Origin of the sequence: Arthrobacter sp. P2b, from assembly GCF_900168295.1 — a bacterium.
GTDB lineage: Bacteria > Actinomycetota > Actinomycetes > Actinomycetales > Micrococcaceae > Arthrobacter.
In genome coordinates this window covers 38,583-56,074 of the sequence record NZ_FVZL01000021.1, presented here as the reverse complement: position 1 = coordinate 56,074, position 17,492 = coordinate 38,583, and the positions used below count along the sequence as shown (strand labels likewise).

Below are 17,492 nucleotides of genomic sequence, written 5' to 3'. Positions count from 1 at the left end.
GCGCGGCGGTGGTGTCCATTGTCGTTCCTATCGGGAGGTTCGGAAAGCAGGGCGTGGATACGCGTGTTACCCGGGAAGCACTGCCGCTCCGGACACCCGCCCCGGGTGGGGCGGATGTCCGGGCGCGAACAGCTTGGGGATGGGGTGTCAGGCCCCGAGCAACAGGTTGATGGGTCCGCGGGCGAAGTACACAAGGAACCCGGCGCTGACCACCCACATCAGCGGATGGATCTTTTTGGCCTTGCCGGATGCGGCCCCGATGATGGCCCAGCTGACGAAGCCCACACCGATGCCGTTGGCGATCGAGTAGCTCAGCGGCATGGTCACTATGGTGAGGAACGCCGGCAGGGCCACGCTGAACTTGCTGAACTTGATCTCGCGGATCTGCGCCATCATCATGGCGCCCACCACCACCAGTGCCGCGGCGGCGACCTCGAGCGGAACCACGCTGGTGAGCGGGGTGAGGAACATCGACCCCAGGAACAGCACGCCGGTGACCACGGAGGCCAGGCCGGTGCGGGCGCCTTCGCCGATCCCCGCCGCGGAGTCGATGTATACCGTGTTGGAGGAGCCGGAGGTGGCTCCGCCGGCCACGGCACCGATGCCTTCCACGATGAAGGCCGACTTGAGCCGGGGGAAGGTGCCGTCCTTGTGGGCCACGCCGGCGCTCTTGGCGAGGCCGGTCATGGTGCCCATGGCGTCGAAGAAGTTGGTGAACACCAGGGTGAAGACCAGCATGGTGGCGGCCAGTCCGCCGATCCTGGCGAACGAACCGAAGAGGTCGAACTGGCCAACGAGTGCCAGGTCCGGCGCCGACACCAGCTGCCCGGAAAGGACCGGGGTGTTCAGGTGCCAGCCGCCGGGGTTGGTGGCGCTGGCCGGGCCGATCTTGAAGATGGCTTCCACGACGGCGGCGAGCACGGTGGTGCCGACGATGCCGATCAGCAGGCCGCCCTGGACCTTGCGTGCCACCAGGATGCCCATGGCCAGGAGGCCGACGACGAACACCAGGGTGGGCACGGAGGTGATGGATCCGCCGTCGCCCAGCTGGACGGGGGGCCCGCCCGCCGTGGCCCGGACGAAGCCGGAGTCCACGAAGCCGATGAAGGCGATGAACAGGCCGATGCCCACGGTGATGGCGGCCTTCAGTTCCTTGGGCACGGCCCGGAAGATGGCGGTCCGGGCGCCGGTGACGCCGAACAGCACGATCAGGATGCCGTTGATCACCACCAGGCCCATGGCCTCGGCCCAGGTGACTTCCTGGATCACCGAGACGGCCAGGAAGGAGTTGATGCCGAGGCCGGCGGCGAGGCCGAACGGCAGGTTGGCCACGAGGCCGAAGAGGATGGTCATGACGCCGGCGGTGAGGCCGGTGACGGCTCCGACCTGTGCGGCGGAGAGCCAGCCCCCGGCAACGTCGGTGGGGGCGTTGTCCGCGCTGAACCCGCCGAGGATGAGGGGGTTCAGGATGACGATGTACGCCATGGTGAAGAAGGTGACCAGGCCGCCGCGGAATTCACGGGCCAGCGTTGAGCCGCGCTGGGTGATGTGGAAGAAGCGGTCAAGGATGGAGTTCGACGCCGGCGGCCTTGGGGTGCCTGATGCCGGCTGGGGGGTGCGGGGGGATGGAGCCGAATGCTCGTCGTGGGAGGAATCCAGGATGGTCATGGTGAGCCGCCGGGCCTAGTAGTCGATCCTGGATTCGAGCGTGTTCCATGTGTTGAACGGCTCCAGCGGGGCCGGCGCCTGGGGATCGCCCAGCTCCAGCTTGGATACCGGCATCAGGGAGTCCCTGTCCTGGTTGTTGAAGTATTCGTAGAAGACGGCGTCATCGAAACCGACGGAGGCGGCGTCGTGGCGGTCGGCCGCGAAGACCACCCGTTCCACGCGGGCCCAGAGCGCGGAGGCCAGGCACATGGGGCATGGCTCGCAGCTGGTGTAGAGGACGGCGCCGCTAAGGTCGAAGGTGCCGAGTTCGCGGCAGGCGGTGCGGATTGCGGTGACTTCGGCGTGGGCCGTGGGATCGTTGTCCGCAGTGACGCGGTTGACGCCGTCGAACGTTTTGCCGTCCGCGGTGACGATCATGGCGCCGAAGGGGCCGCCGCTGTTCAGGACGTTGGCCGTTGCCAGCCGGATGGATCTGGCCAAAAATTCCTCGGCCGTGACGGTGGTACTCATGATGCGACTTCCTTATTGCCGGGAAGCCTGTTGCCGCTTGCAGGACCAGTAGAACCAGGTGCGACGGTTACCAGGCTTCAGCATGTGCTGTGAAGGTTAAGTTGCGCCTGGTAGATAGCTTCCCGGGGTCCGGGTGCCCGCCTTTGGCAGAATCGAGATTAGCACCGGATTGTGGTCCGCGCCATAGTTTTTTGAAAACTTAATTTCGCGATGTGAAATTCATGTTTCGTGTTCTTCACTGGGCAGGCCGGAGGCCGTCACAATTCGGGGACGTTGACGCAGGTCAAGCTTGTTCCCTACTCTGATGGCACCCGACGCTGCCCGCAGCCGCCGGCACCTGGATCAGCAGACAGGGCCTCACTGAGCTGGAATTACCGCACCTGCGCTCAGACAAGGACACTCCATGACCCACCCTCCCGCTCCTGCCGCCGCACCCCGCCTCTGGATCCGGAATCCACAGGCCGCCTTCACCGCAAACTCCCTGGACGCCTCGGGCGGACTGGTGGTCAGCGGAGGCGTCATCGTCGAGGTGCTTGCCGCGGGGCAACAGCCCTCGGCCCCCTGCCAGCAGACGTTCGAGGCCGGCAACCACGTGCTGCTGCCGGGCCTCATTAATACCCACCACCACTTCTACCAGACCCTCACCCGCGCCTGGGGTCCGGTGGCAAACGCCCCGCTGTTCCCATGGCTGCAGAATCTGTATCCCGTGTGGGCCCGGCTCACGCCACGCGACCTGGAGCTCGCAGCCACGGTCGCCCTGGCCGAACTGCTGCTCTCCGGCTGCACCACCGCCGCCGACCATCACTACCTCTTCCCGAACGGCCTCGAAGACGCCATCGACATTGAGGTGGAGGCCGTGCGGCGGCTGGGTATGCGCGCCACGCTCACCCGTGGGTCCATGACCCTGGGAACGGACGACGGCGGCCTGCCGCCGCAGTCGACGGTGCAGGCTCCTGAGGTGGTGCTGGCCGACAGCGAACGGCTGGTGGGCCGGTACCACGAGCGCGGCGGGGATGCGGTGATCCAGATTGCCCTGGCCCCCTGCTCGCCGTTTTCGGTGACGAAGGAAATCATGGCCGAAAGCGCTGCCCTGGCGGAGCGGCTGGATGTCCGCCTCCACACCCACCTCGCCGAAACCCTGGATGAGGAGGACTTCTGCCGTGAGATGTTCGGACTGCGGACCGTTGACTACCTGGACAGCGTCGGCTGGCTGACGGACCGCACCTGGCTGGGCCACGGCATCCACTTCAGCGACGCGGAGATCACCCGCCTCGGCGCAGCGGGGACCGCCGTCGCGCATTGCCCTACCTCCAACATGCGGCTGGCGTCCGGGACGGCCCGCGTCCTGGAACTGGAGGACGCGGGAGTTCCGGTGGGGCTGGGAGTGGACGGCTCGGCGTCGAACGATGCCTCCAACATGATCCTCGAGGCCAGGCAGGCACTGTATCTCCAGCGGCTGCGCTACGGGGCGGACGTTCCGGTGGAGCGCGCGCTGGGCTGGGCCACCCGGGGCTCGGCCGCCGTGCTGGGCCGTCCGGAACTGGGCCAGTTGGCGCCGGGGATGCAGGCTGACTTGGCTCTGTTCCGGCTGGATGACCTGCGTTTCTCCGGCAGCCATGATCCCATCGCGGCGCTGCTGCTCTGCGCAGCGGACCGGGCGGACCGGGTGATGGTCGGCGGGCAGTGGCGCGTGGTGGACGGGCAGATTCCGGGCCTGGATATCCCGGGCCTCATCGCCGAGCACTCGTCCGCGGCGCGCAGGTTGGTGAACGGCTGATGCCAGCCACTGTTATGGCTGGTCAGCCGCTGCTAGCGTGGCGGCATGACTCCGTCAAAGACGCCGGCCGAGATCCTGGACATCGAGGGTGAAGAGGTTCGCATCTCCAGCCCGGACAAGCTGGTGTTTCCCGGGCCCGGGCTGACCAAGCTGGACCTGGTGCGCTACTACCTGGCCGTCGCGGAGGGGGCACTGCGCGGCGCGGGCGGCCGGCCGATGGTGCTCAAGCGCTTCCCGAAGGGCATCGACGCCGAGCCGTTCTTCCAGAAGCGCGTTCCCGAGAACCATCCCCCGTTCATCGACACCACCACGCTGCACTACGCCTCCGGGACGTCGGCCGAGGAGGCGGTCATCCGGGACGCGGCGGGGCTGGCGTGGGTCATCAACCTCGGCTGCCTCGACCTCAACCCGCACCCGGTGCGCGCGGAGGACCTTGAGCATCCTGACGAGCTCCGGGTGGACCTCGATCCCATGCCGGGGGTGGACTGGTCACAGATCGTGGATGTCGCGTATGTGGCACAGGAAGTGCTCGAGGACGTGGGACTGGTGGGCTGGCCGAAAACCAGCGGGTCGCGGGGACTGCACATCCTGGTGCGCATCGCCCCGGAGTGGTCGTACCGCGATGTCCGGCTGGCGGCGGAAACCCTCGCACGGGAGGTTGAGAACCGGGCTCCCGGCCTCGCCACGGCACGGTGGTGGAAGGAGGAGCGCGGCGAGAGCGTGTTCGTCGACTTCAACCAGAATGCGAAGGACCGGACCGTGGCGTCAGCGTACTCGGTCCGGTCCCTGCCGGACGCCCGGGTGTCCACGCCGCTTGCCTGGGACGAGGTCCGCGCCATTCGGCCGGAACAATTCACGGTGACTACCGTGCTGGAGCGGTTCGCCGACGTCGGTGATCCCCACGCCGGCATCGACGCGGCGGTGGGGTCACTCAAAGGACTCCTCGCCCTGGCAGCCGAGCTTGGTCCCGCAGAGAAAGCTCCGCGCCCGGGTGACGGCTCGGGCCGCCGGCAGTCCACGATGCCGCTGATCGAAGTGGCGCGCACCAGGACCAAGCCGGAGGCCCAGGCGGCGCTCGAGGAGTGGAAGGCCCGGCATGCGGACGTGGTTCCCGCCCTGCACCCGGCGGACGTACTCATTGACGGGATGCGGGGCTCGAGCTCGCTCTGGTACCGGGTGCGGGTGAACCTGCAGCACGTTCCCGAGGCTGAGCGTCCTCCACAGGAGGAGCTAATTGCCGACTACGACCCCTGGGCCGGGAAGGAATGGCCGGGGTAGCTGCCGCCCGCCCTGTTATGGCCGCCGGCCGAAGCCCGGGAGGGCGTGGATCCAGCGCGAGAAGCGGCTGGGCTCATGCACCCGGTCTGCCGGCAGGTAGAAGTCCGGGTCCGTTCCGCCTCCGAGGGGAAGGTAGAACTCCGGGACCGAGGGTGCCGCCGCGTTCGCCGGTGCAACCGGCTTCGTGTCCTGCTGGTACATCTGATCCTCCTCCAGAGGTCGCTGCTTGGTTTAAGATTCCATGGAGTGGAAAATAAGTTTTGCTATACGAAAAGCTTAGGGCGATGTCCCGCTTACCGTCAACGGGTCCGGTCACAAATTGATTTTTGGACTTGTGATGTACACCACCGGTTTGCGGGGGTACGCTGATAGGCAACTCGTGGCGCACGTCACGTAACCTGGGAGCAGCAGGCAGGGTCGTAATGAGCTGGCATCAATGGATGCCGGCTCTTTTTTGTTGGGTCGGCTCCACCGGAAACGCGCTTGTAACACGCGCTTAATTTCAGTGATGGAACCTATGTTCCACATACCGGAAGTTGGGAACAGACCATGAGCAGCAAGATCATCCTCGGCGAAAACCAGTACGGCAAGGCGGAGGTCCGGGTCGTCAAGATCACCCGGGACACCAACCGCCACGAGATCGAGGACCTCAACGTGACCTCGCAGCTGCGGGGCGACTTCGCCGCGGCCCACCTGGAGGGCGACAACGCCCACGTGGTGGCAACGGACACCCAGAAGAACACCATCTACGCCTTCGCCCGCGACGGCGTCGGCTCCCCCGAAGCGTTCCTGCTGCGCCTCGGCGAGCACTTCACGTCCAGCTTCGACTGGGTCACCGGCGGCCGCTGGGAAGCCGAGTCCTACAGCTGGGACCGGATCCAGGCGCACGGCAGCGAACACGACCACTCCTTCGTCCGCAACGGCCAGGAAGTCCGCACCGCCGTCCTGGTCCGCGACGGCGCCACCAGCCACCTGGTCTCCGGGCTCAAGGACCTGACGGTCCTGAAGTCCACCCAGTCCGGCTTCGTCGGTTACCCGAAGGACCGCTACACCACCCTGCCGGAAACCACGGACCGCATCCTTGCCACGGACGTCTCCGCCCGCTGGCGCTTCAAGACCGGAACCGACTTCAGCACCCTGGACTTCAACAAGAGCTACGAGGACGTCAAGGCACTCCTGCTGGAAGGCTTCACGGAGAAGTACTCCCACGCCCTGCAGCAGACCCTGTTCGACATGGGCACCAAGGTCCTTGAGGCCCACAGCGAGATCGACGAGATCAAGTTCTCCATGCCCAACAAGCACCACTTCCTGGTGGACCTCTCACCCTTCGGCCTGGACAACCCGAACGAGGTCTTCTTCGCCGCCGACCGCCCCTACGGCCTGATCGAGGCCACCGTCCAGCGCGACGACGCCGCCCCGGCTCCCGCCGCCTGGTCCGGCATCGCCGGCTTCTGCTAAACCGCACCGCCACCGGTGGTTGAGCCGTCGAAACCCTCGACGAGCTCAACCACCGGGCTTTCCCCAAAGTTTTTGCCACACCTGTTAGCCAGACAACGTTAGCCAGACGATGACGTCTGCCATGAACCAAGAAAGTCTGCCATGAACACCAAGAAGAAGCTGGCCGCTGCGGCCGCCGGCAAAAAGCACCAGCAGGCACGCCCGGAGGACCAGCGGCTCCCCATCGCCAGCACCTTCGCCTACGGCTTCCAGCACGTCCTCACCATGTACGGCGGCATCATCGCCCCGCCGCTGATCATCGGCGCAGCCGCGGGCATGAGCTCACAGGACATCGGTTTGCTGATTGCCGCCTGCCTGTTCGTCGGCGGCCTCGCCACCATCCTCCAGACCGTCGGCGTCCGCTTCTTCGGTTCCCAACTCCCCCTGGTCCAGGGTGTCTCCTTCGCCGGCGTCTCCACCATGGTCGCCATCGTGCACGGCGGCGGGGGAATCCAGGCAGTGTTCGGGTCGGTCATTGCGGCGTCCCTGATAGGCCTGCTGATCACCCCACTCTTCTCGAAGATCATCCGGTTCTTCCCGCCGGTGGTCACGGGAACGGTCATCACCACCATTGGCCTGACGCTGATGCCGGTGGCTGCCAACTGGGCCATGGGCGGCAACAACAAGGCCGAAAACTACGGCAGCATGGCCAACATCGGCCTGGCCGCGGCCACCATGGCCATCGTCCTGCTCCTGAGCAAGGTGGGAAGCGCCGCGATCTCCCGGCTGTCCATCCTGCTCGCGATGGTCCTGGGCACCGCGATCGCCTTCGCCTTCGGCATGGCGGACTTCTCCAAGGTGGGCCAGGGCGAGATCGTCGCCTTCCCCACGCCGTTCGCCTTCGGACCGCCGGTGTTCGAGATCGCAGCCATCATCTCCATGCTGATCGTCATCCTGGTGACGCTGACGGAAACCTCCGCGGACATCATCGCCGTGGGCGAGATCGTTGGCACCAAGGTGGACTCCAAGCGGATCGGCGACGGCCTGCGTGCGGACATGCTCTCCAGCGCCATCTCCCCGCTGTTCAATTCCTTCACCCAAAGCGCCTTCGCCCAGAACGTGGGCCTCGTGGCCATCACCGGCGTGAAAAGCCGCTTCGTGGTCAGCGCCGGCGGCCTGATCCTGGTGATCCTCGGCCTGCTGCCCGTGCTTGGCCGGGTGGTCGCAGCGGTGCCCACCCCCGTCCTGGGCGGCGCCGGCGTCGTCCTCTTCGGAACCGTGGCCGCCAGCGGCATCCGCACGCTGTCCAAGGTTGAGTACAAGAACAACATGAACCTGATCATCGTGGCGGCGTCCATCGGGTTCGGCATGATCCCCATCGCCGCACCGGCCTTCTACGACCAGTTCCCGTCCTGGTTCGGCACCATCTTCCACTCCGGCATCAGCTCCGCCGCCGTGATGGCCATCCTCCTGAACCTGCTGTTCAACCACCTCAAGGCCGGCAACTCGGACAACCAGTCCGTCTTTGTGGCCGGCACCGAGCGCGTGGTCCGGGAAGAGGACCTGAAGTGCCTGGCCGACGGCGACCGCTTTGAAGGCGGCAAGCTCATCGACTGTGACGGCAAGGAAGTCCGGGTCGAGGCCGCGGAAAAGGCGGCAGAGCACTAACCAGGCAGCCAAATGGCGACGGCGGCCCGCTCCGGAAGGAGGGGCCGCCGTCGTCAGCGTGTTGGCAGGGCCGTTGCGGCCAGGGAGGTCACGTGCGGTTCAGTTCGTCCGAGATTGCCTGGGCGGCCTCGCGCAGGACCGGGACGGCTTTGTCCGCAAAGTGTTCGTCAACCCGGGAGACCGGGCCGGAGACAGAGATTGCGGTGGGCGTGGGAGCGTTGGGCACCGCCATGGCGAAGCACCGGACGCCGAGCTCCTGCTCCTCCTCGTCGATGGAGTACCCGCGTTCGCGGATGAGCTTGAGGTCGGCCAGCAGCTCGTCGATCTCGCCGATGCTCTTGATCGTGGGAGTCGGCATCCCGGCCCGGGTAACGATGCCGCGGACCACGTCGTCATCCAGCTGGGCAAGGATGGCTTTCCCGACGCCGGTGGCGTGGGTGTGGGCGCGGCGGCCCACCTCGGTGAACATCCGCATGGAGTGCAGGGAGGGCACCTGGGCCACGTAGATCACCATGTCCGAGTCCAGGACCGCCATGTTGGAGGTTTCGCCCAGCCGGTCCACCAGGGTTTTCAGCTGCGGACGGGCCAGCGCGCCCAACTGCTTGTTGGCCCCTTCGCCCAGCCGGATCAGCCGTGGGCCCAGGGCGTAGCGGCGGTTGGGCAGCTGGCGGATGTAGCCCAGTGCCACCAGGGTGCGCAGGAGCCGGTGGATGGTGGGCAGTGGCAGGTCCGTGGACGAGGACAGCTCACTGAGGGTGACGTCGCCGCCCGCATCAGTGATCAGTTCCAGAAGTTCGAAGACGCGCTCAACGGACTGCACGCCTCCAGCGGCTTTTTCAGCCATGTACCAGTCTCCTGTGACTCGGATTCCGACAAGTCTTATCCGCATGGTGAAAAGAAATGCCCTAGTGGTCCCAAGATACAGCACGGCCCCGCCGGGCGCGATGAAACCGGTCGAGGGCTTGTAATTCCACAAAGTAGATAATAATATCCATAATACGAAAACATTCGGACGAGCAAGCCGCCCGGACAAGGCCCAACAGGAGGACATTCAATGGCGAACCCCAGCCCCGGAAATTCGATCACCCTGCGCGTGGAAGCACCCTCGAGCTTCAGCGCCACCAGCGAACTGGCCGCGGCGGTCGGTGCTGCCGGCGCCGCGATCACTGCCCTGGATGTCAGTGAGTCCCACCACGAGACGCTCGTGGTCGACGTCACCTGCAACACCACGGACGATGCCCACGCCGAAAGGGTCAAGGACGCCCTGAACGCGCTCGACGGCGTCACCGTCCAGCATGTTTCTGACCGCACCTTCCTGATGCACCTCGGCGGCAAGCTTGAAGTCGTCCCCAAGGTAGCCCTGCGCAACCGCGACGACCTGTCCCGCGCCTACACTCCCGGCGTCGCCCGCGTGTGCCTCGCGATCGCCGAGGACCCGGCAGCCGCCCGTAACCTCACCGTCAAGCGCAACACCATCGCCGTCCTCACCGACGGCTCCGCCGTCCTGGGCCTGGGCAACATCGGCCCGGCTGCCGCCCTGCCGGTCATGGAGGGCAAGGCTGCACTGTTCAAGCAGTTCGCCAACGTTGATGCCTGGCCGGTGTGCCTCGACACGCAGGACACCGAGGAGATCATCATGATCGCCAAGGCCATGGCCCCCGTCTACGGCGGCATCAACCTCGAAGACATCGCCGCACCCCGCTGCTTCGAGATCGAGAACCGGCTCCGCGAGGAACTGGACATCCCGGTGTTCCACGACGACCAGCACGGCACCGCGATCGTCACCCAGGCCGCCCTGGTCAACGCCCTGCGCGTGGTGGGCAAGAAGCTCTCCGAGGTCAGGATCGTTGTCTCCGGCGTGGGCGCCGCCGGCTCCGCCATCATCCAACTCCTGAAGGCCCAGGGCGCGCAGCACATCATCGCCGCCGGCCGCTCCGGAGCCATCCACGCCGGCGAGAAGTACGACGACGAGCACCGCAGCTGGATTGCCGCGAACACCAACGAAGAAGGCTTCTCCGGCACCCTGCACGATGCACTCAAGGGCGCGGACGTGTTCATCGGCGTCAGCGCCCCGCACGTCATCGGCGAGGAGCAGGTGGCCTCGATGGCAAAGGACGCCATCGTGTTTGCCATGGCCAACCCCACCCCGGAGATCGATCCTGTCATCGCATCCCGGCACGCCGCCGTGGTGGCCACCGGCCGCAGCGACTTCCCCAACCAGATCAACAACGTGCTGGCGTTCCCCGGCTTCTTCCGCGGCCTGCTGGACGCAGGAGCCTCGGACATCACGCCGGACATGCTGGTGGCCGCCGCCGAGGCGATTGCCAACCGGGTGGCTGACGACGAGCTCAATGCCAGTTACATTATCCCCAGCGTCTTCGATCCCCACGTGGCGGCCGACGTTGCTGCAGCTGTAGCCGCGGCCGCACGTTCCGCCAACGTGGCAGCCACGGCCGAACCGGCCGGGGATGCCGCCGCGGTTCCCGTTGCCGCCCTGGCCGGCGCCTGATTCACCGCCCCGCTTCCAGCCAAAGGAAAGGACCAGAAATGGCCATCACAGTCACAGATCCCCGGCCGATCGACCGCGCAGAGGAGATCCTCACCCCCAAGGCGCTGGCGTTCGTGGAGGAGCTTCACACGCGCTTTGCCGGCACCCGCAACGAGCTCCTGGCCGCCCGCGCCGTCAAGCGCCAGCGCGTGGCGGAGACCGGAAAGCTGGACTTCCTGCCGGAAACGCAGGACGTGCGCGACGGCGACTGGAAGGTCGCGCCGGCGCCGGCGGCCCTGCAGGACCGCCGCGTTGAAATGACCGGTCCCGCTTCACCGGCAAAGATGGCCATCAACGCCCTCAACTCGGGTGCCAAGGTGTGGCTTGCGGACCTCGAGGACGCCAGCACGCCCACCTGGGGCAACGTCATCGACGCCATCCTGAACCTCCGTGATGCAGCCCAGGGCACGCTGAGCTACACGTCGGAGGAAGGCAAGGAGTACCGGCTCCGCACGGACGCGCCGCTCGCCGTCGTGGTGGCCCGCCCCCGCGGCTGGCACATGCAGGAAAAGCACATGATCATCGACGGCGCACCTGCCGTGGGTGCCCTGGTGGACTTCGGCCTGCACTTCTTCCATGTGGCCAAGCAGCTGGTCCTCAACGGGCAGGGACCGTACTACTACCTGCCCAAGATGGAAAGCCACCTTGAGGCACGGCTGTGGAACGACGTCTTTGTGTTCGCGCAGGACTACCTTGGCCTGAACCAGGGCACCATCCGCGCCACCGTACTGATCGAGACCATCCCGGCCGCGTTCGAAATGGACGAGATCCTCTACGAACTCCGGGACCACGCCTCAGGCCTTAACGCCGGCCGCTGGGACTACCTCTTCAGCATCATCAAGTACTTCCGGGACGCCGGCGAGGAGTTCGTCCTGCCGGACCGCGCGTCGGTGGCCATGACGGCACCGTTCATGCGCGCCTACACCGAACTGCTGGTCAAGACTTGCCACAAGCGCGGCGCCTTCGCCATGGGCGGCATGGCGGCCGTGATCCCCAACCGCCGCCACCCCGAGGTCACCGAGGCCGCCTTCGCCAAAGTCCGCGCGGACAAGACCCGCGAAGCCAACGACGGGTTCGACGGATCCTGGGTGGCCCACCCGGACCTGGTCCCCACCTGCCGCGAGGTGTTCGACGCCGTCCTCGGCGACAAGCCCAACCAGCTGGACAGGCAGCGCCCGGAGGTCAGCGTCACGGCTGAGCAGCTGCTGGACGTCACCTCCGCCGAGGGCCAGGTCACCGAGGCCGGACTGCGCCTGAACCTCTACGTCGCCGTCGCCTACACGGCCGTGTGGCTGTCCGGGAACGGTGCCGTTGCCATCCACAATCTCATGGAGGACGCGGCAACCGCCGAGATTTCCCGCTCGCAGGTATGGCAGCAGATCCGGAACAAGTCGGTCCTGGCGGACAGCGGCAACACCGTGACCAAGGAGCTCGTGGAACGGATCCTGGGTGAGGAAACCGAACGGCTCCGCACCGAGGTGGGCGACGAAGCGTTCCAGCGCTACTACCAGCCGGCCAGCGGACTGATTGCCGACATCTGCCTCTCGGACGACTACACGGACTTCCTCACCACGCCGGCCTACGAACTGGTGGGCTGAGGCATGGCGGCAACACCCAAGCCCTCACTGTCACCCGGGGACCTGGCACAGATCGACGGGCAGCTGGCCGCGACGGACCGGCTGCTGGAACGGAACTACCCGGGCGACGACGGCTCCCGCCAGCCCGTCCACACCGTCTACGTCCCCGCGGACCGCTTCACGCCGTCGCTCGCGTCCGACTGGGGAGCGGAAGCTCAGGCCACCGTCGCCGCGCACGGTGGTTACGGGAAGCTCGGCGCCCTGCTGGGCCAGGAGCCCGGCCTCGCAGAAGCTGTGGCGTCCCGCGTGGAAGCCAAGCTGGCCAGCGAACCCATCGAGGACCTCCGGCTGGACTTCGAGGACGGCTTCGGGGACAGGGGCGACGACGCCGAGGACGCCGCCGCGGTTGCCGCGGCCTCCGCGGTGGCCGCCGCAGCCGCGGCCGGTTCTGCGCCTCCGTTCATCGGCATCCGCTTTAAATGCTTCGAGGCGCCCACCCGGGCCCGCGGACTGCGGACCCTGGACCTCTTCGTCTCCGGCCTGGCAGCCGCCGGCGAACTGCCGGAAGGGCTGGTCCTGACCCTGCCCAAGGTCACCACCGTGGCGCAGGTCCAGGCCATGAACTACGCGGTGTCCCGGCTGGAGGAAGTGCACGGGCTGCCTGCGGGCCGGCTGCGCTTCGAGGTCCAGGTGGAAACGCCGCAGCTGATCCTCGGACCTGAGGGCACCTCCCCCGTGGCCCAGCTGCCGCACGCCGTCCCGGGCCGGATCAGCGGCCTGCACTACGGCACCTACGACTACTCGGCGTCGCTGCAGATTTCCGCGGAGTACCAGTCCATGGAGCACCCGGTGGCCGACTTTGCCAAGGAGGTCATGCAGCTGGCAGTTGCCGGCACGGGCATCCGCCTGTCGGACGGTTCCACCAACATCATCCCGGTGGGCGACAACGTCGAGAACGCCTGGCAGCTGCACGGCCGGCTGGTCCGGCGGTCGCTGGAGCGCGGCTATTACCAGGGCTGGGACCTGCACCCCGCCCAGCTGCCCAGCAGGTTCGCGGCCACCTACGCCTTTTACCGGCAGGGCCTTCCGGCCGCCGCTGCACGCCTGCGCAACTACGTGGAGCAGACCGCAGGCGGCGTGATGGACGAACCCGCAACGGCCCGGGCGCTGGCCGCGTTCGTGCTGCGCGGCGTCCAGTGCGGCGCCGTCGGTGCGGACGAAGTGCAGGCGCTGGCCGGCGTCGGACTCCCCCAGCTCACCGGACTGGCGCACCCGCGGCTCGCCACCACTTCCAACTCCTAAGTAAGGATCTCTTCCATGGGCAAGTACTACTCCCCCACCGGCGGACTGCCGCCGCAGACCCACCTGACCACGGAGCGGGCCATCGTCACCGAGGCGTACACGGTGATCCCGAAGGGCGTTATGACGGACATCGTCACGTCCAACCTGCCGGGCTTTTCGAACACCCGCTCCTGGATCATCGCCCGCCCCATCTCAGGCTTCGCCACCACGTTCTCGCAGCTGATCGTGGAGATCGGCCCGGGCGGCGGCGCCCCCAAGGCCGAATTCGAGGCCGGCGTGGAAGGCGTCGTCTTCGTCACCCGCGGCAGGGTCAACCTCACCCTCGACGGCGAACTGCACCAGCTGGAGGAAGGCGGCTACGCCTACCTGGCCGCCGGTTCGGAGTGGGGCCTGGAGAACGTTTCCGACGACGTTGTGTCCTTCCATTGGATCCGCAAGGCCTACGAACGCCTGGAGGGGTACGAAGCCAAGTCCTTCGTCACCAACGAAAAGGACGTGGAGCCGACGGCGATGCCGGACACCAACGGCGCCTGGAAGACCACCCGCTTCACGGACTCCAGCGACCTGGCCCACGACATGCAGGTGAACATCGTGACGTTCCAGCCCGGCGGCGTCATCCCGTTCCCGGAAACCCACGTGATGGAGCACGGCCTGTACGTCCTGGAGGGCAAGGCCATGTACCTGCTGAACAACGACTGGGTTGAGGTGGAGGCCGGCGACTTCATGTGGCTGCGCGCCTTCTGCCCGCAGGCCTGCTACGCCGGCGGCCCGGGCGAGTTCCGCTACCTGCTCTACAAGGACATGAACCGGCAGGTCCGCCTCACCTAGGCGCTCCGCCGCCACCCCGGGGTCCCGGCCCAACTGGGGAGCAGTAACTGTCGTTTTGGCGGCTCAAAACGGCAGTTACTGCTACCTGGTTGGGGGAAGAATAGGTCCATGGGTACACACCCGGCCTGCAGGTGGACGCGGATCACTGCCGCCCTGTGCGCAGCCCTGCTGGCGGTATCCACTGCGGGCTGCACCGGAGATCCCCCGCCGCCACCGGACCAGGACAAACCCGCTGCCTTCACGCACCTCGAGGCCTTCAGCGCCCGGATGATTGAGGAGGGTGCCCCGGCGGTACTTATTGCCGTCAGGAACGGCGACAGCACCTGGACCCACGCGGCCGGCGTCCGGAACCTTGAGACCCGGGAACGGGCGACGGTCAGCGATCCCGTCCACATCGGCGGTATCACCGAGTCGATGGTGGCTGTCTCAGTTTTGAAGCTGGCCGAGGAGGGCAGGCTTGACCTCGATGCCCAGGTGAGCGCCTACCTTCCTGAATTCGGAACGGTGCTGCGTCCCCCCGGGCCGGTCACCGTGCGGCAGCTCCTGACCCATGAAGCAGGAATCCCCGATTTCTCCATTCCCTTGCTGGCGTCAGGGAGGTGGGAGGAGACGATGCACCGGCCGCTCACCCTCGAACAGCAGCTGGCTTTGGCCGCCACCGTGCCCTGGCAGGGCAGGCTGGCGAACGTTTTCGACTACGCGCGGTCCAACTACGCGGCCCTCGCCCTCATCGTCCAGCGCCTCCGCGGACAAACGATTGGGCGCGTCCTGGCCGCCGACGTCGCCGGGCCGCTGGGCATGGAGACCACCCGGCTGGGGAACGGGTCCCCACCGCCCGCAATGGTCCACGGCTACATCACGGCCGAAGGGAAGCGCGTGGACGTGGCCCGGCCGGAGTGGCTCGGGGAACTCCCCTCCGCCGGCGCCGTCTCCACGGTGGAGGAAGTCAACGGGTTCTATGGCGCGCTGCTGGAGGGCAGGCTGCTGGCACCGGAATCAGTAGAGGCCATGAAGGGCAGCTACACGCAGTATTACGGTTTTGCCCTGCGCCGCTGGAATGACACCTGCAACAACCGTTTCTACTATGGGCTTCCCGGGGACGTGGATGGCTATGGCAGCATCTCCATGACCAGCGAGGACGGCAGGAAGCAACTGACGGTGTCAGTTGCCTACCCGCCGGCACCGCCCACGCTGGACCTTAACCCGCTGATCCTTGAACTGCAGGACGTCGCCCAGACGGCGTTGAACAGCCTGTGCTGAGGGAGCAGCCGCCCGTCCCTTGAGACTCAGGTACCGGGTTTGAGAACCACCTTGATGCAGCCGTCCTCCTTCTTCTGGAACTTCTCATACAGCGCCGGCGCGCCCTCCAGGCCTGAACGGTGGGTGACCAGGTCCATCACACCCAGCGGATCGGCGTCGTCCTCCACGAGCGGCAGCAGGTGATCGGTCCAGTTCCTCACGTTGCACTGGCCCATCCGCAGCTGGATCTGCTTGTCGAACATGGTGAGCATCGGCATGGGGCTCGCCTGGCCGCCGTACACGCCGCTCAGTGACACGGTCCCGCCGCGCCGCACAGCATTAATGGAGGTGTGCAATGCTGCCAGCCGGTCCACGCCCGCGGTTTCCATCGCCTTCTGCGCCAGCTTGTCCGGCAGCAGCCCCAGTGCCTGATGCGCGAAGCCCGCGACAGGGGAACCATGCGCTTCCATGCCGACGGCGTCAACGACGGCGTCGGGGCCCCTTCCGGACGTCATGTCCCGCAGTTCGTCCGCAATGGTCTTCGTGTAGTCGAACGTTTCCACCCCGTGCCGCGCGGCCATGTCCCGGCGTTCCGGAACTGGGTCCACGCCCACCACGCGGTAGCCGCGCTGGACGCCGATCCGGCCAGCGAACTGGCCCACGGGTCCCAGCCCGAAGACGGCAAGGGTTCCGCCGGGCGGGACATTGGCGTACTCCACGGCCTGCCAAGCTGTGGGAAGGATGTCGGAGAGGAACAGGTAGCGCTCGTCGGGAAGCTCTGTTCCCACTTTTATGGGGCCGTAGTCGGCGTGCGGTACGCACAGGTACTCCGCCTGGCCGCCCGGGACAGAGCCGTAGAGCTCGGAGTAGCCAAAGAGGGCGGCTCCGGAGCCTTTGTCCTTCACCTGGGTGGTTTCGCACTGGGACTGCAGCCCTTGCGAGCAGAAGTAGCAGTGGCCGCAGGAGATGTTGAAGGGAATGACAACCCGGTCCCCCGGGCGAAGGTTGGTGACCGCACTTCCCACTTCCTCCACGATGCCCATGGGCTCGTGGCCGATCACGTCGCCCTTGTGCATGTAGGGGCCGAGGACCTCGTACAGGTGCAGGTCCGAGCCGCAGATCGCCGTGGACGTGATCCGGACGATGGCATCGGTGGGCTCCTGGATGACGGGATCCGGTACTTCTTCCACGCTTACCGAGCGTTTGCCTTGCCAGGTCAGTGCTTTCACAGTTTCCCTTTCTCTGGTGCTCATGCAGGAGGGCGGAAGGCCCGTCCTTCGACGCTATCGGCTTCGGCCAGAAAAAGTAAGCAGGCTGATCAAATACTTGTCGTCACGGCCCGCGGCTCCTAGCGTAGGAAGGGCCAGATCCGCACACGCTTGAGTGAAAGAGGAACGTTATGTCGCTCTACCAGCCCGAACCGGTCGAAATCTCCACCCGTATGCGGCCCGGCGAATGGACGGAAGCCAGCCTCGAAGAACTCGTCAACACCTACCGCACCAGGATTGTTGAGATGGGTGCCAGCGCGTCCGACGTTGTGACGGACATCGAACGGAACGACGACGGATCGGTGCGGGTTGCGGTGTCCTGGGACAAACCGGCGAATGCAGGAGACGAGGACGCCGTCACCGGCGGGCAGACCGTCTGAGCCTGCCCGGGG

General features: G+C 66.5%; 15 protein-coding genes. 10 read left to right on the top strand and 5 right to left on the bottom strand.

Features of this window, described 5'->3' with window-relative positions; all coding sequences use genetic code 11:
- Positions 1 to 147: 147 nt before the first annotated feature.
- Together B5520_RS20230 and B5520_RS20225 are read right to left on the bottom strand one after the other, a co-directional pair.
- On the bottom strand, positions 148 to 1,668 hold the full coding sequence (locus tag B5520_RS20230; protein ID WP_079598868.1) for an NCS2 family permease: 1,521 nt from the start codon (positions 1,666 to 1,668) through the stop codon (positions 148 to 150).
- Between the two features lie 15 nt (positions 1,669 to 1,683).
- The gene (locus B5520_RS20225) at positions 1,684 to 2,178 is read right to left on the bottom strand and encodes a nucleoside deaminase (RefSeq protein ID WP_079598867.1); all 495 of its coding nucleotides are present in this window, start codon (positions 2,176 to 2,178) and stop codon (positions 1,684 to 1,686) included.
- Positions 2,179 to 2,581: 403 nt separating this feature from the next.
- On the opposite strand from B5520_RS20225, the gene B5520_RS20220 reads away from it, so the two are divergent.
- Positions 2,582 to 3,955 (top strand): 8-oxoguanine deaminase, encoded by a 1,374-nt coding sequence (locus tag B5520_RS20220; protein ID WP_079598866.1) that lies wholly within the window; start codon positions 2,582 to 2,584, stop codon positions 3,953 to 3,955.
- A 45-nt stretch (positions 3,956 to 4,000) separates the two neighbouring features.
- Positions 4,001 to 5,233: a non-homologous end-joining DNA ligase gene (gene ligD, locus B5520_RS20215; protein WP_079598865.1), complete on the top strand. Its 1,233-nt coding sequence runs from the start codon at positions 4,001 to 4,003 to the stop codon at positions 5,231 to 5,233.
- A gap of 15 nt (positions 5,234 to 5,248) precedes the next feature.
- Here the strand turns inward: ligD and B5520_RS20210 are convergent, their stop codons facing one another.
- A complete protein-coding gene (locus B5520_RS20210; RefSeq protein ID WP_079598864.1) occupies positions 5,249 to 5,434 on the bottom strand; it encodes a hypothetical protein in 186 nt (61 codons plus the stop codon).
- Positions 5,435 to 5,782: 348 nt separating this feature from the next.
- Here B5520_RS20210 and pucL point away from each other — a divergent pair, with 348 nt between their 5' ends.
- On the top strand, positions 5,783 to 6,691 hold the full coding sequence (gene pucL / locus B5520_RS20205; RefSeq protein WP_079598863.1) for a factor-independent urate hydroxylase: 909 nt from the start codon (positions 5,783 to 5,785) through the stop codon (positions 6,689 to 6,691).
- 141 nt (positions 6,692 to 6,832) lie between these two features.
- On the top strand, positions 6,833 to 8,338 hold the full coding sequence (locus B5520_RS20200) for a nucleobase:cation symporter-2 family protein (protein WP_079598862.1): 1,506 nt from the start codon (positions 6,833 to 6,835) through the stop codon (positions 8,336 to 8,338).
- An 88-nt stretch (positions 8,339 to 8,426) separates the two neighbouring features.
- Here the strand turns inward: B5520_RS20200 and B5520_RS20195 are convergent, their stop codons facing one another.
- Positions 8,427 to 9,182 (bottom strand): IclR family transcriptional regulator, encoded by a 756-nt coding sequence (locus B5520_RS20195; RefSeq protein ID WP_079598861.1) that lies wholly within the window; start codon positions 9,180 to 9,182, stop codon positions 8,427 to 8,429.
- A 210-nt stretch (positions 9,183 to 9,392) separates the two neighbouring features.
- On the opposite strand from B5520_RS20195, the gene B5520_RS20190 reads away from it, so the two are divergent.
- From B5520_RS20190 to B5520_RS20170, 5 genes are all read left to right on the top strand, one after another.
- Complete coding sequence (locus B5520_RS20190) at positions 9,393 to 10,847, top strand: NAD-dependent malic enzyme (protein WP_079598860.1); 1,455 nt, start codon at positions 9,393 to 9,395, stop codon at positions 10,845 to 10,847.
- A gap of 38 nt (positions 10,848 to 10,885) precedes the next feature.
- Entirely contained in the window at positions 10,886 to 12,484 is a 1,599-nt protein-coding gene (aceB, locus tag B5520_RS20185) for a malate synthase A (protein WP_079598859.1), read from the top strand.
- Between the two features lie 3 nt (positions 12,485 to 12,487).
- Positions 12,488 to 13,765: a DUF6986 family protein gene (locus B5520_RS20180; protein ID WP_079598858.1), complete on the top strand. Its 1,278-nt coding sequence runs from the start codon at positions 12,488 to 12,490 to the stop codon at positions 13,763 to 13,765.
- A 15-nt stretch (positions 13,766 to 13,780) separates the two neighbouring features.
- Positions 13,781 to 14,593 (top strand): bifunctional allantoicase/(S)-ureidoglycine aminohydrolase, encoded by an 813-nt coding sequence (locus B5520_RS20175; RefSeq protein ID WP_079598857.1) that lies wholly within the window; start codon positions 13,781 to 13,783, stop codon positions 14,591 to 14,593.
- Positions 14,594 to 14,701: 108 nt separating this feature from the next.
- Positions 14,702 to 15,853, top strand: a complete 1,152-nt coding sequence (locus B5520_RS20170) for a serine hydrolase domain-containing protein (RefSeq protein ID WP_079598856.1) — start codon at positions 14,702 to 14,704, stop codon at positions 15,851 to 15,853.
- 26 nt (positions 15,854 to 15,879) lie between these two features.
- Here B5520_RS20170 and B5520_RS20165 read toward each other — a convergent pair whose 3' ends face one another.
- Entirely contained in the window at positions 15,880 to 17,061 is a 1,182-nt protein-coding gene (locus tag B5520_RS20165; RefSeq protein WP_079598855.1) for a zinc-dependent alcohol dehydrogenase, read from the bottom strand.
- Between the two features lie 170 nt (positions 17,062 to 17,231).
- Between B5520_RS20165 and B5520_RS20160 the strand changes: the two genes are divergently transcribed.
- On the top strand, positions 17,232 to 17,480 hold the full coding sequence (locus B5520_RS20160; protein ID WP_079598854.1) for a hypothetical protein: 249 nt from the start codon (positions 17,232 to 17,234) through the stop codon (positions 17,478 to 17,480).
- Positions 17,481 to 17,492 lie beyond the last annotated feature (12 nt).